Annotated in this window: 13 protein-coding genes; 3 read left to right on the forward strand and 10 right to left on the reverse strand. The window is 73.1% G+C overall.

Annotated elements, in window-relative coordinates; all coding sequences use genetic code 11:
* Positions 1-23: 23 nt before the first annotated feature.
* Entirely contained in the window at positions 24-575 is a 552-nt protein-coding gene (locus AB0C84_RS25080) for an RNA polymerase sigma factor (RefSeq protein WP_089313869.1), read from the reverse strand.
* A 52-nt stretch (positions 576-627) separates the two neighbouring features.
* Between AB0C84_RS25080 and AB0C84_RS25085 the strand changes: the two genes are divergently transcribed.
* A complete protein-coding gene (locus tag AB0C84_RS25085) occupies positions 628-2,700 on the forward strand; it encodes a serine/threonine-protein kinase (RefSeq protein WP_361070668.1) in 2,073 nt (690 codons plus the stop codon).
* Between the two features lie 177 nt (positions 2,701-2,877).
* Complete coding sequence (locus AB0C84_RS25090) at positions 2,878-3,474, forward strand: PadR family transcriptional regulator (RefSeq protein ID WP_179844255.1); 597 nt, start codon at positions 2,878-2,880, stop codon at positions 3,472-3,474.
* A 51-nt stretch (positions 3,475-3,525) separates the two neighbouring features.
* On the opposite strand, the gene AB0C84_RS25095 is transcribed toward AB0C84_RS25090, so the two are convergent.
* From AB0C84_RS25095 to AB0C84_RS25105, 3 genes are all read right to left on the reverse strand, one after another.
* Positions 3,526-4,272 (reverse strand): hypothetical protein, encoded by a 747-nt coding sequence (locus AB0C84_RS25095; RefSeq protein WP_361070672.1) that lies wholly within the window; start codon positions 4,270-4,272, stop codon positions 3,526-3,528.
* A gap of 750 nt (positions 4,273-5,022) precedes the next feature.
* Positions 5,023-5,826: a trehalose-phosphatase gene (gene otsB, locus AB0C84_RS25100; protein WP_361070675.1), complete on the reverse strand. Its 804-nt coding sequence runs from the start codon at positions 5,824-5,826 to the stop codon at positions 5,023-5,025.
* 38 nt (positions 5,827-5,864) lie between these two features.
* A complete protein-coding gene (locus tag AB0C84_RS25105; RefSeq protein WP_258940615.1) occupies positions 5,865-6,251 on the reverse strand; it encodes a DUF3263 domain-containing protein in 387 nt (128 codons plus the stop codon).
* Between the two features lie 258 nt (positions 6,252-6,509).
* On the opposite strand from AB0C84_RS25105, the gene AB0C84_RS25110 reads away from it, so the two are divergent.
* Positions 6,510-7,118: a MarR family transcriptional regulator gene (locus AB0C84_RS25110; RefSeq protein ID WP_361070679.1), complete on the forward strand. Its 609-nt coding sequence runs from the start codon at positions 6,510-6,512 to the stop codon at positions 7,116-7,118.
* A 47-nt stretch (positions 7,119-7,165) separates the two neighbouring features.
* On the opposite strand, the gene AB0C84_RS25115 is transcribed toward AB0C84_RS25110, so the two are convergent.
* From AB0C84_RS25115 to AB0C84_RS25140, 6 genes are all read right to left on the reverse strand, one after another.
* A complete protein-coding gene (locus tag AB0C84_RS25115; RefSeq protein WP_361070682.1) occupies positions 7,166-7,462 on the reverse strand; it encodes a hypothetical protein in 297 nt (98 codons plus the stop codon).
* 108 nt (positions 7,463-7,570) lie between these two features.
* Positions 7,571-9,805, reverse strand: coding sequence for a S8 family serine peptidase (locus tag AB0C84_RS25120; protein ID WP_361070685.1), 2,235 nt, complete (start codon positions 9,803-9,805; stop codon positions 7,571-7,573).
* Positions 9,806-9,995: 190 nt separating this feature from the next.
* Complete coding sequence (locus tag AB0C84_RS25125; protein ID WP_179844261.1) at positions 9,996-11,660, reverse strand: cation acetate symporter; 1,665 nt, start codon at positions 11,658-11,660, stop codon at positions 9,996-9,998.
* Positions 11,657-11,896 (reverse strand): DUF485 domain-containing protein, encoded by a 240-nt coding sequence (locus AB0C84_RS25130; protein WP_246395926.1) that lies wholly within the window; start codon positions 11,894-11,896, stop codon positions 11,657-11,659. Before AB0C84_RS25130 ends, AB0C84_RS25125 begins: the two co-directional genes overlap by 4 nt.
* A gap of 256 nt (positions 11,897-12,152) precedes the next feature.
* Positions 12,153-12,437: a GlsB/YeaQ/YmgE family stress response membrane protein gene (locus AB0C84_RS25135; protein WP_361070690.1), complete on the reverse strand. Its 285-nt coding sequence runs from the start codon at positions 12,435-12,437 to the stop codon at positions 12,153-12,155.
* 31 nt (positions 12,438-12,468) lie between these two features.
* Positions 12,469-13,116: a TetR/AcrR family transcriptional regulator gene (locus AB0C84_RS25140; protein WP_361070693.1), complete on the reverse strand. Its 648-nt coding sequence runs from the start codon at positions 13,114-13,116 to the stop codon at positions 12,469-12,471.
* Positions 13,117-13,237 lie beyond the last annotated feature (121 nt).

Raw genomic sequence — 13,237 nt, forward strand, 5'->3', positions numbered from 1 at the left:
ATTACTCACCCTTGGCCGGCGGGTCAGGTGTAGGACTCCCCGAGCGTCTGCCTCACCTGCTTGCGCGCCTCGTGGATGCGGGACTTGACCGTGCCGAGCGGGAGCTTGAGCTGCTCGGCGATCTCCGCGTACTCCAGCTGCGAGACGTCCCGCAGCACGAGGGCCTGGATGAGGTCGGGCTTGCGGGCCTCCAGATCCTCCATGGCGTCCAGGATGTCGACCCGGGAGCCGGCGATGACGCTCGTCCGGCGCGGGTCGGGGCGCTGCTGCGGAAGCTCGCCCGCCTGCTCGACCGAGCGGCGCTTCAGCGACCGGTAGGTGGAGCGGGCGGAGTTGGCGACCACGACGTGCAGCCAGGTGCTGAACCGCGACCGGCCCTCGAACCGGTGGATGTTCCGCGCGACCTGGAGCAACGCGTCCTGGCACGCCTCCTCGGCGTCCTGCCGGCAGGGCAGGAACCGGGAACTGTGCCGCAGCACGTCCGGCTCGATCTTGCGGAGGAGCTCGTTCAGGGCGCCCTGGTCACCCTGTGCGGCCTTGACCGCCAGCTCCTCGGTCCTCTCGTCGAATGCCATGCCGCCTCAATGCTCGTTCGCGCGCTCACCCCGTTGTTGGGATGATACGGGAGTGTCTTTCCCACCATCAGTAGGCCGTTACCGGATCGATCGCGTCCTGGGTTCGGGGGCGTTCGCCTCTGTATGGCTGGGTCACGACGACGCCCTCGAGTCCCAGGTCGCGATAAAAGTCCTGAACGGCAGCCTGATCGACGATCTGGACGTGCGCAACAGGTTCCTCGAGGAAGCCCGGATTCTGCGCCGTGCCGACTCCGAGCGCCTCGTCCGCGTGCACGACATCGGCGAGCTCCCCGACGGGCGCCCCTACTTCGTGATGTCGTACGCGGACCGCGGGACGCTCGGCGATCGCATGCGTGAGCGGCCACTTCCGGTCAGTGAGGCGGTGGCGCTCGCCGAGCAGATCGCCTACGGCGTCGAGGTGATCAACACGCTGGGCGTCATCCACCGCGACCTGAAGCCGTCCAACGTGCTCTTCCAGTCGACGCCGGACGGCGGCGAGAAGCTGCTCATCGCCGACCTCGGCCTCGCCAAGGCGCTCGCGCACGCGTCGGGCGCGTTCACCCTCCCAGTCGGCACGCCCGGATACATGTCGCCCGAGCAGGCGCGGTTCGGCGGCGGCCTCGACATCCGCGCCGACGTGTACGGGCTCGGCGCGCTGACGTACCACATGCTCGCCGGACGGGCACCGGGCCCGGCTCCGGTCAAGAAGGCGCCGAGCGAGCTGCGCGAGGGCCTGCCCCCGGCGTTCGACCAGGTGGTCCTTCGGGCGCTGGAGGTCGAGCGGGAGAAGCGGTGGCCGACCGCCGAGGCGTTCGCCGAGGCGCTGTCCACGCTGCGCCCGACGTCCGCGCAGGCGGCGCCGCCACAGGCCGCATCGCCGCAGGCAGCGCCGCCGCAAGCCACGCCGGCGCCCGTCCAGGCGGTGCCCGCGCCGCCCGAGCCGCAGATCGACGCGGACGCGACCGTCCAGGACTTCTACCGCGAGGGCGCCCAGGTCAAGCGGCAGTCCCCTCCCGCGCAGCAGTCCCCTCCGGTGCAGCAGCCCGGCCCTGCCCCGGCGGCCGCGGCGGCGGGCCAGGGCGCCCCGCCGGACATGCGCACGCGTTTCGACCAGCCCGGCGAGGACGACCTCCACACGTCCGAGATGCGCGTCCCGCCCGGTCCGTCGTCCGAGGAGGTGACGGTCGTCGACCGTCCCGGCGGGCGCTCCGCCCCGTTCAGCCAGGTGGAGAGCCCCACGACCCCGGACAACGACAAAGACCGGACGATCGCCTACCAGCCCCCGCCGCAGGCCCAGCCGCAAGCGCAGCCGCAGGACGACAAGACGACCGTGTTCCCGACCCAGCAGCCGCAGAACAGCGCTCCGCAGGGCGCTCCGATGCAGCAGCAGATGGGCCCCGGCGGTCAGCAGCCCTACGGGCCCTCGCCGACCGGTTTCCAGCCTCCTCCGCCCGGGCCGGTCCAGGGCGGCGGGCAGGGCGGGCCGCGGGGCGGCGGCGCGCCGAAGAAGTTCGTCACGCCGCTGATCATCACGGCGGTCGTGCTGGCGGTCGCGGTGGTCGGCGGGCTGACGCTCGGCATGATGTTCTCCGGCGACGACGGCAAGGGCGGGAAGGACGGCAAGGACAAGAAGGCGGCGGTCCCCAAGGACTTCGTCGCGGTCGCCGACGCCTCGGGCAAGATCAAGGCCGCGGTGCCGAAGGCGTGGCCGAAGCAGGAGCAGCAGCAGACGTGGACGCCGTCCACCGTCGGCCTCACCGACGGGCAGCCCCGGCCGGTGCTGCGCGCGACGCCCGACAAGGCCGCGTTCCTCGGCAACGGCAAGGCCCCCGGAGTGTTCGTCGGCGTGACCACCGACCTGCGCGCCGGGCAGCTCCCGCCGCCGGGCGCCGCCGTCCACCCGCAGTGCACGAAGGCCGCCCCGGAGAACTACACCACGCCGGACGGCGCCCTCAGCGGGACGATCACGCGCTTCACCGCGTGCAAGAACGGAACGCCGTCGGTCACCGAGGTCGGCCTCAAGGACAAGTCCGGCAAGTTCGGGCTGTGGATCCGCGTCAAGGAGACCGACGCCCGCGACGCCACCAAGGACATCCTGGACAACCTGAAGGTCACCGGCCCCTGATCCCGACCGGTACCACGAAGACCGCGCGTCGAGGCGCGGAGCGGCCACCCGCTCCGCGCCTCGTTCCGTTCCGGGCGGGCATGCCTCCAGTGATGTGCGTCACAGTTGTTGCATCGCGACATGTTAGCGATATATCGTCGAAGCATCGCAACCGATCAACATGAAAGGGAGACCGCGATGCACGAGCACACGATGAGAAGGCGCGGCGGCTTCATGGGCCCCAAGGAGCGGGGGCGCCGCGGCGACCCGTTCGGCCCGTGGGGTCCCGGCGGACCCGGCGGACCCGGCTTCGGCCCCGGCCATCGCGGACGCGGTGGACGCGGGCGGCGCACCCGGCGCGGCAACGTCCGCGCGGCGCTGCTCGCCCTGCTCGCCGAGCGGGCGATGCACGGCTACGAGATGATCCAGGAGCTGGACGGCCGCACCGGCGGCGTCTGGCGGCCGAGCCCCGGCTCGGTCTACCCGACGCTCCAGATGCTGGAGGACGAAGGCCTGGTCAGCAGCGAGGAGCAGGGCGGCAAGAGGCTGTTCTCCCTCACCGACACCGGCCGCGAGGAGGCGTCGGCGCAGACCACCGCCCCCTGGGACGAGGTCACCGAAGCTGCCGGCGAGAACGTCCTGCGCGGGCGCGAGGCCGTCGGCCAGCTGATGGGGGCCCTGCAGCAGGTGATGGCCGTGGGCAGCGAGGCGCAGAAGGCGCGCGCGCTGGACGTGGTCAACGACGCCCGCCGCCGCCTCTACGGGATCCTCGCCGATGACCCCGAAGCCGAGTGAGCCTAGCGAAGCACGACCGGAACCGCCGTGACCGACCGGGTCACGGCGGTTTCATTGTCCCTTCGGAAAGGGCGCCTGCCTGGCGAGCCGGTCGGCCATGTAGAGCTGCTTCCACACGTACAGGGCCATGTCCGAGCGCTTGACGCCGCGGTCGACCGGGACGTCCACCGTCGCGCGGACCAGGTAGGACGCGCCCGGCGGCAGGTACTTGTCGCCGCCCTCACCCGCGACGAGCGCGCCGCCCGCGAGCCGCCGCACGACCTGGCTGTCGGTCGGCGGCGTGCACAGGGCCTCGGGGACGCCCGCCTGGGGCATGCAGCGTCCCCGCGCCGCCGGCGTGACGAGGGCGCGCCGGACGAACACGTCCCCGGGGAAGTCGAGCAGGACCTTCCCGCCGCCCGGGTTGCTGAGGATGTACTCGATGTAGGGGAACGCCGTCCCGGACGGTGGCGTGGACTGGAACGTCGTCACCACGCCGTCGCTGATCCCGGACGTCACCGCGGCGATCCGGTACCTGGAGCCGTCGGCGGTGCCGACCGTGATGGGCGAGCCCGCGGGGGGCAGCTTGACGGCGCCGCCCGGCGCCCGCTCGCCCGCGGCGGGGGCCGCCTGCGTCTCGCCCTTGTCCCCGGAGCCGGGCGTCAGGACGAGCCCGGCCGTGACCAGCCCAGCCAGGACGAGCACGCCCGCCGCGACCAGACCGCTACGGCGTCCCTTGCGCCGCCGCTCCCGGCGCTCACGCTCGCTCTCCCGCGACCCCAGCCGCACCTGGACGCCGCTGGTCTCGCGAACACCCATCGGCCCCGTAGTCGACGACCGCTCCTCGATTTCGGAGTAGGCGCCCTGCGCCTCAGGCACAGCAGCCCACTCGGCCCCGCCAAGCGGCGACCGCCGCGGCTCAGGATGCGACCGCGACGGCTGAGGGCGCGACTGCGGCGGCGAACCCCAAACGCTCGGCGGCGCAGTCGCGGCCGACGCGGGCGCGGCAGATACGGGCGCGGGCGGTACAGGTGCGCCATGTACGGGTGCGCCATGTACGGCTGTCGCAGGTACAGGCGCAGCCGGTGCAGGCGCGGGCGTTGCGGGCGCGGCCGGTACAGGTGCGGCCGGTACGGGCGCGCCATTTAGGGGCGCGGTTGGTGCGGGCGCGGGTGCGGGTGGGGTGGTGTGGACTATCGGGCGTGTTGGGGCGTCCGGCGGGATGGGTGGGCCTGGCGGTACGGGGGGGCCGGGCGGTCGGACCGGCGTTCCCTCCCTGGGCGTGGCCCTCGGGATGCCCTGGGAGGGCGTGTGCCTGATCTCGTCCGGACGGCGCGGAAGTCCCGGCTCCGTGTCCACCGTCTCGCCTCCCGATGTCCCCTCGTGCGACTCCCCCGCGGACCGCACTCACCACAATTCACCATATTTTGGCCTAATTAACCCCCCGTTCCACACCGGCCCCCGGAGTCTCGCGAGATACGACAAGTCGAGCCGTGACTCTTATCACCTGGCGAACAACTCCTCGGCCCCCAGCGCCCCGAGACGGCGCCGGGTCCGGGAGGCGGGGGGTCAGGAGAGGGACTCGGCGAGCGAGCCGAGGAGGTCGACCACGCCGGCGGGCCCGTCGACCACGAGGTCCGCCCGACCGGCGAGCGCGGTGACCTCGGTCGAGCCGCTGCACACCAGCACGCCGGGCACGCCCTCGGCCCGCAGCGCGTCAACGGCGTCGAACGCGGCCAGGTCGCCGAGGTCGTCCCCGGCGAACAGCACGGCGGAGGGACGGGTCCCGCGGTCGTCGATGAACGAGCGCAGCGCCTTGCCCTTGTCCATGCCGGGCGGCCGCAGTTCGAGGACGTACCGTCCGGGCTCCACGGACAGCCCCGTCCGCTCGGCGAGCGCGGCGAGGATGCTGCGCAGCCGGTCGAGCGCGACCTGCGGTTCGGCGCACCTGCGGGTGTGGACGGCGAGCGCCTGGCCCTTGTCCTCGACGAACGTCTCGGGCGGGGCGCCGGCGGCGGCGAGGACTCCGGGCAGCTTCGCGCGGGCCTCGGCGACGCCCGGCGGAGGCTCCGGCACGGTCAGGGTGCCGGACTCCCAGCGTTCGAGCCCGTACTGCCCGAGCACGATGAGCCCGTCGATGCCCTCGAATCCGCCGTACTCGACGGCCACGGCGGCGGGACGTCCGGTCACGATCAGCAGCGAGCCGACCAGCGGCGCCACCCGGGCCAGGGCCGGGGCGGCGTCCGGGTGGGCCCTCGCCGAGGCCGGGTCTGCGACGATCGGCGCCAGGGTGCCGTCGAAGTCGAAGCCGAGCACGGCCCCGGCCGGGTCGTCGCGGAGGGCGTCGAGGCCTTCGGTGCCTGCGTCGGTCATTGAGCGGGGAGAGTTCACGTGCCCCATGGTGGGCCAGGTCAGGGCCGGATGCCGAGCCGCCGCGCGGCACGGCTGCGTTGCCGCTGTGTCCGCATCCGGCGCAGGCGCTTGACGAGCATCGGGTCGCACTCCAGCGCCTCGGCCCGGTCGATCAGGATGTTCAGGAGCTGGTAGTACCGCGTCGCCGACATGTCGAACGTCTCGCGGATGGCCTGCTCCTTGGCGCCGGCGTACTTCCACCACTGCCGTTCGAAGGCGAGGATCCGGCGGTCGCGCTCGGAGAGCCCGCCGGCGCTGAACGCGGCGTCGTCCGCCCCGCCCTCCGCGTCGTCGGCGCCGGGTTCGGCCGGGGGTCGGTCGTCGTCGGCTCGGTCCTGCGGGGGGAGCTCACCGCGGGGGTCACCGGGGGCGTTCGCCGCTCGCATCAGGTCCCCTCTGTGGTTACTGATCCCGGGTCGTCCGGGTTCGGGCGGGAGCCATGCTACGCGTCCGGGCGGACAAGTTCCGGCGGATCCCGGTGAACGGATGCCGGTGGTTCAGTGCATCACATCCCCGTTCACCTGGGGCTCTTCCGCTCCGTGTGTCTCATGGGGAACGGCGTTCCCACGGGCCCGCAACATATGTATTTTGCATACGTTAGAGTGGATGATCCGCAGCGTCCGCGTCCGGAACGGAGACCTTGCATGGCGACGGAGACCTCCGCCACGGGACGGCCCGCCGAGCGGGACGCGCCCCGGGACGGGAGCCCTTCCGCATCCGCCGCGGACGGCGTCCTCACCGACATCGCGACCGCGCTGTTCCACCTCCGCCGCGTGTGGGCCAAGCCCGACCTCGTCAAGCGCGTCCGCGCCCAGACCGCCACGGACGGGCGCCCGCTGCAGCTGTCGAACCTGATGGTGGTGAACGCGGTCGCCGCCCTCACCGCCTGCGCGCGCCCGGACGAGCCGTCCTGCGAGATCACCGTCGGCGCGGTCGCGGAACGGCTGGAGATCGACCCGTCCACGGCGAGCCGCCTCGTCGGGCACGCCATCGACGCCGGCCTGGTGTCCCGGCGTCCCTCCCCCGTCGACGCGCGCCGCGCCAACCTCGGCCTGACCGAGTCCGGCCGGCGCGTCAAGCAGGTCTCCGACCGGTTCCGCCGCGCCTACCTCGACGACCTGATGGCCGACTGGTCGGAGCGGGAGCGCACCGAGTTCGCCCGCCTGCTCACCCGCTTCGCCGACGCCGCCGTCCAGGCACCGATGTACCCGGACGGCATCGACCGCATCTTCGAGGAAGCCGCCGCCGACTGACCAGTGGTCGGCCTCCGGGGTGGGGGCCCTGCCCCGCGAGCGCGCCGTCAGTCGCTGTTGCGGAGGGCGGACATGCGGACGTGGTACTCGTCCTCGTCGATCTCGCCTCGGGCGAACCTCTCGGCGAGCATCGAGCGCGCCTTGGTCATCGGGTCGGCCGCCGCCCTGGCCGCCGCGGCGCCGTCGTGCACGCGGCGGCGGATGAAGTAGAAGGCGGTGCCGAGCACGGCCAGCCAGAACAGGCCGAACGTGATCGGGAAGACCGGCCAGAACGCGGGGGCGTCCCCGTCGTGCCAGCCGCCCGGGTGCATCGCGGCCGCCTGCGTCGCCAACGTCGTCAACATGGTTCATCGACCTTCCTGTGTTCGGATAAGTCGATGCTCGGCGAGGGGTACGGGGGGACGCATCGTCTGGCCGGAGGCACTCGCGCTACGCCCGCCGGAGTACCGCGCTCACCACCAGGGCGGCCGGTAGTCCTCGTCCTCGCCGGGACGCGGCCTCCGCGAGTGGCGTCCGCGCGGCTCGCCGTCGGCCGGGTCCGGCGGTGGGAAGGGGCCTTCCGGGGGCTCGGCGCCGCCGAAGCCGGGCGGCGGGACGTCGGGGAACGCGTCGGCCGGTCCCTCGTCCGGGCGGGGTACGGGCGGGGGCGACGGCTCGTCCTGCGGTTCCGGGGGTACCGCGGAGAGCGGAGCCGTGCCCGGCTCGGGCTGGTCAGGTACCTCCAGGGCGCCGCGGCGGAAGGCGTCCCACTCGTCGTCATCGAGGACGGGCGGCTCGTCGCGCGCCGACCCGTTGAGGGGGGCGCCGCTGTGCCCGTCCCCGTTCAGGGGCCCGTTCCCGTTCAGGGGGTCATGCCCGTTGAGGGGCCCGTTCCCGTTCAGGGGGTCGTGCCCGTTCACGGGCCCGTTCAGGGGGTCGTGCCCGTTCACGGGCCCGTTCAGGGGGTCGTGCCCGTTGCGCGTCCCGTGCCCGCCCGCGTTGAACTCGTCGGGGACGAACGGGCGCAACTCGCCCGGCATGATCGGGGGCCCCTTCGGCTCGACGGGGCGCGGCGGCCCCCCGTCCCAGCCGGACGGCGGTGCGGGGTCGGCGAAACCGGACTCCGGCGGCGCGAAGGCGACGGGCCCGGGTTCGGGCTGCGGGACGTCCCAGAGCGGGCCGTTCTGCGGCAGGGCGCCCGGCGGGGGCGGCTCCTGGACGTTCGCCGGCCCCGGGAAGACCTCGTTGTTCTGGAAGAGGGGCGCGTTGACCGGCGCGACCACGGGCGCCGCGTACGTCTCGGCAGGAGCCGCGGGCACGGCGGCGGGTTCGCGCGGGGCCGCCGGGGCGGACGGCAGGCCGTAGTCGGCGACGGCGTCGGTGTCGGCGGGGTTCTCCTCGGGGCGCCGCCGCTGCCGCCACCCGAGCACGAGCCCGAGGACGACCAGCAGCCCTCCGCCGCCGAGGACGAGCGGGAACAGCACCCCGGAGTCGCGGCCGGACGGCTGCGCGGCCGGCCGCGGCGTCGAGGCAGGGGGCGGCGGCGTCTCCACCGGCCCGCTGGAGGTCTTGTTGATCTGGTTGGCGGCGACGAGGGTGCGGACCGCGTCGACCGGACCGCGGCACTCGGGCGAGCCGGTGGGATGGCCGGGGCGGGCGGGCGAGCCCTGGATGAGCGCCCGCCTGACCTCCTCGGGGCTCAGCCTCGGGTAGCGGGAGCGAACGAGCGCGGCGACCCCGGCGACCATCGCGGACGAGGCGCTGGTGCCCGTCCCGACGACGTAGCCGTTGCTGGCGTCGGCGCTGACGATCTCGACGCCGGGCGCGCAGACGGCGGCGCCCGAGCGCCTGTTGCTGTCCTTCCAGAGGCGCAGGTGGCGGTCGAGCGCGCCGACGGCGATCACGCCCGGGTAGGCGGCGGGGAAGTTCCTGCGGTTCGCTCCGGAGCCGTCGTTGCCGGCGGAGGCGATGAGCACGACGCCCTTGGAGAGCGCGTAGCGGATCGCCCTCTCCTGCGAGGGCGTGCCGTTGTAGGACTGGCGGCCGCCGCCGAGCGACATGTTGATGATCCCGGCGCCGTGGTCGACGGCGTACCGGATGCCCTGGGCCACCGCGTCGCGGTCGCCGCCGGCGCCGGACTGCTGCCCGTTGTCGCGGCGCAGCGGGTCGTCGTTCTCCAGCGTGACGCGGACGGACAGGACGCCGCTGAGCGGCGCGACGCCCATCATGCCCTGCGACAGTTCGGGCCCATGGCCGTGACCTGCGATGATGCTGGCCATGGACGTCCCGTGCAGGCCCCAGTAGCGGCTGCCCGGACGGCGTACGCCGCCGGTCAGGTCCGGTCCGGTGACGACGCGCCCGGTGAGGTCGGGGTGCCGCCGGTCCACGCCGGTGTCGAGGACGGCGACCGTGACGCCGCGTCCCCGGGAGTACCGCCACGCCTTCTGGGCGCGCAGGACGTCGAGGTGCCACTCGCGGGAGCGGATCTGGTCGGTCGGGGCGTTCAGCAGCGACCCGGCCACGGCGCCGGCGGACGCGCCGCGAACGGTGCGGCCCCGCGCCGGGGTGCCGGAGACGATCGCCGCGGGCACCGCCACGGCGGCGCCGAGCGTGAGGGCGGCGAGGGCCGCGGTCGTCCGGGCGCCGAGCCGGAGCCACGGCACGGCCGGTCGGGCTTGCGCCGGACGGCGCCGACCGGCTTCGGACACGCCGCCCCTCCCTCTGGCTGACCACCGTGCTCCACGGCGGGTGACATTCTGCCACGCGAACCGCCCCTGGCCCGGGCACTCGGCACATTAGGGCACGGTCCCGGACAGCGCGGATCTTCCCGGATCAGCCCTCCGTACTCACGGGTAATCAAACCGGGCACGGCATGCTAACCCGTGCGCGGCGTCCCGGTCACTGTGATCCTGCACCCGTCAGGGCCCTGACCGACAGGTCGTCGTAGCGGTCCCGGTCGGCCTTCTCCCGTCCGGCGAAGGTCCCGGCGACCGCGCACGCGAACCCGATCGGGATCGAGACGAGGCCCGGGTTCTCCAGCGGGAACAGGTGGAAGTCGACGCCCGCCGGGAACAGCGACAGGCTCTCCCCCGTCACCGGATCGACCTTGCCGGACACCACGGGCGAGAAGACGACCAGCACCAGCGACGCGACCAGGCCGCCGTAGATGCCCGCGACGACCCCGGCCGCGTTGAACCGGCGCCAGAACAGCGACAGCACGATCGCCGGGACGTTCGCCGAGGCGGCCATCGCGAACGCCAGCGCCACCAGGAACGCCACGTTCAGGTCACGGGCCACCACCGCCAGGACGATCGCCAGCGAGCCGACGAGGAACGAGGCGAACCGCGCGACCGCGACCTCCTGCGACTCGCGCGGGCGGCCGAGCATCAGCACCTGGCCGAAGTAGTCGTGCGCCAGCGACGTCGACGACGCCAGCACCAGCCCCGACACGACCGCGAGGATCGTCGCGAACGCCACCGCCCCGATGAACGCCAGCAGGACGTCGCCGCCGGCCCGTCCGCCGACGTGCTCCCCGACGGCCTGCGCGAGCTGCGGCACCGCGGTGTTGCCCGACGGGTCCTGCGCGACGATCGCCGACCGGCCCACCAGGGCCGCCGCGCCGAAGCCGAGCGCGAGCGTCATCAGGTAGAAGACGCCGACGAGGCCGATCGCCCACGACACCGACGTGCGCGCGGCCCGCCCGTCCGGGACGGCGAAGAACCGCGCGACGACGTGCGGCAGGCCCGCCGTGCCGAGCACGAGGGCGAGCGCGAGGCTGATGAAGTCGAGCTTGTTGACCACGGTTCGGTAGGCGTCGCCCGGGACGTCCTGCCCGTACTGGAGCCCGGGGCGCAGGAACGCCTCGCCCTTCCCGCTCGCGTCGGCGGCCGACCCGAGCATCGCGCCGGCGTCGAACCCGAACCTGCCGAGCACCAGCGCCGTGAGCACCACCGCCCCGGCCATCAGCAGCCCGGTCTTGATGATCTGCACCCAGGTCGTGGCCTTCATCCCGCCGAACGCCACGTAGAGGATCATCAGCGCGCCCACCGCCACGATCGTGACGGTCTTCGCGGTGGCCGCGCCCATCCCGAGGAACCGCTCGCCGCGATGGATGCCGAGCAGCAGCGACACCAGCGCCCCGGCCCCGACCATCTGCGCGAGCAGGTAGAACACCGACACGGTCACGGTGGACACGGCCGCGGCCCGCCGCACCGGCGCCTGCCGCCGCACCCGGCGCACCAGCACGTCCCCCATCGTGAACCGGCCCGCGTTGCGGACCAGCTCGACCAGCAGCAGCGCGAGCAGCCACGCCACCAGGAACCCGATCGAGTACAGGAACCCGTCGTAGCCGTTCAGCGCGATGATCCCGGCGATGCCGAGGAACGAGGCCGCCGACATGTAGTCGCCGGCGAGCGCGATCCCGTTCTGCGGGCCGGTGAACGTCCGCCCGCCCGCGTAGAAGTCGTCGGCGCCGCGCGTGGTCGCCCGCGCCCGCACCGTGATGGCCAGCGTGATCAGGATGAACGCCAGGAACAGCCCGAACGTCAGCGCTCGCCCCGTCACCGCAGCTCACCGGCCAGCGGGTCCAGCCGGCGGCGCGCGTACGCCAGGTACCCCAGGGTCAGCGCGAACGTCGAGACGAACTGGAGCAGCCCGAGCAGCAGCGCGACGTTGACGTTGCCGGCGATCGTCCGCGCCATGAACCCGCGCGCGAACGCGGCCAGCCCGACGAAGACGAGATACCAGCCGAGGAATCCGGCGGTGACCACGACCGCCGCCCGCCGGAACCGTCTCCGCAACAGCAGGAACCTCTGATGTCCCGCAACGGGCGCAAGTCCCCCCGCCATCGGTCTCCCCCGCCCTTCGTCACTCTCCGCGTCCTTTCGGTCGCCCTATGAGAGCAAAGATTCGCCGACCGCAAGCACGGTTTGACGAGATCCGCATGACGGCGGCCGGAGGCGGCCACATGGCCGGCGCATGGGAGAGGTGACCACTACCCCCCAGGTCAGGCGGGCGACAGGTGATTGAAGCCTTGTGGACGGGGCCTGCGGGCCGTCAGCGTTCGTAGCGGCGATGGCCGCGCCTGGCCCGGAGGCCGGCGACGATCGCGACGCCGATCACCGCCAGGCCGATCTGGAAGACCAGTTCGATCCAGTCGATCCCCCTCGTCGTGGCCACGCCGACCGACTGCGCGATGGCCGTCCCGATGATCGCGGCCACGATGCCGACGATCACGGTCAGGAGGACGCCGATGGGCTGGCGGCCGGGCAGCAGCAGCCGGCCGAGCGCTCCGATGATCGCACCGATGACGATCGCGGAGATGATGCCTGAGATGTTCATGTCCTGGCCTGTGCCCGTTACTGCCCGAACGTCACCTTTCCGGGCCGTCCCCCAGGGACCGCAGGTCGTCGAAGGTCAGCGCCGGTCCGCCGAGCTCACCGGGACGTCCACCGCGCAGGCCGTCGATGAGCAGGTCGAGGTGCCGGTGCGCCAACTCCTCGCCCGTCTCCTTCGGCAGCGGGCCCGGCAGCGGGCGCGACAGCCGCACGAGCAGCATCCCGACATCGCCGTGGGTGACGTCCGGACGCAGGTCCCCGTCCTTCTGGGCGGCGGCGACGATCTCCTGCATGACGGCGACGCCCTCCTCGCGGGTGGCGGCGATCTCCTCGTCGTCGAACGGGATCTGGTCCAGCAGGACGGGGAAGACGGCGCCGATGCGGATGTCCAGCACGCGATGCATGTAGCGGACGAGGGCGGCGAAAGCGGTCTCCTCCTCGTCCCGCGCGCGCTTGACCTCGTCCCTGGTGCGCTCCAGGGCGTCGAGGGCGACGGCCCTCGTCAGCGTCCGCCGGTCTGGAAAGCGCCGGTAGAGCGTGGCGATGCCGGTGCCCGCGCGGCGCGAGATCTCCTCCAGCGGCGCGCCCGGCCCCTGCTCGACGAACACCTCACGGGCGGCGGCGAGGATCCGGTCGCGGTTGTCCCGCGCGTCGGCCCGCAGCGGCCGCTGCTTCGTACCCATGAGCCCAGCGTAGTGGAGGCCCGTCCTCCGATTCTATGCCACGTCCCGCGCTAACTGGAGACAAAACCTCCGACTAGTGCTACGGTGCGAATAAGTGGAGAAAAATCCTCCGAAAGGAAGA

Source organism: Actinomadura sp. NPDC048955 (genome assembly GCF_040649435.1).
GTDB lineage: Bacteria > Actinomycetota > Actinomycetes > Streptosporangiales > Streptosporangiaceae > Spirillospora > Spirillospora luteofluorescens.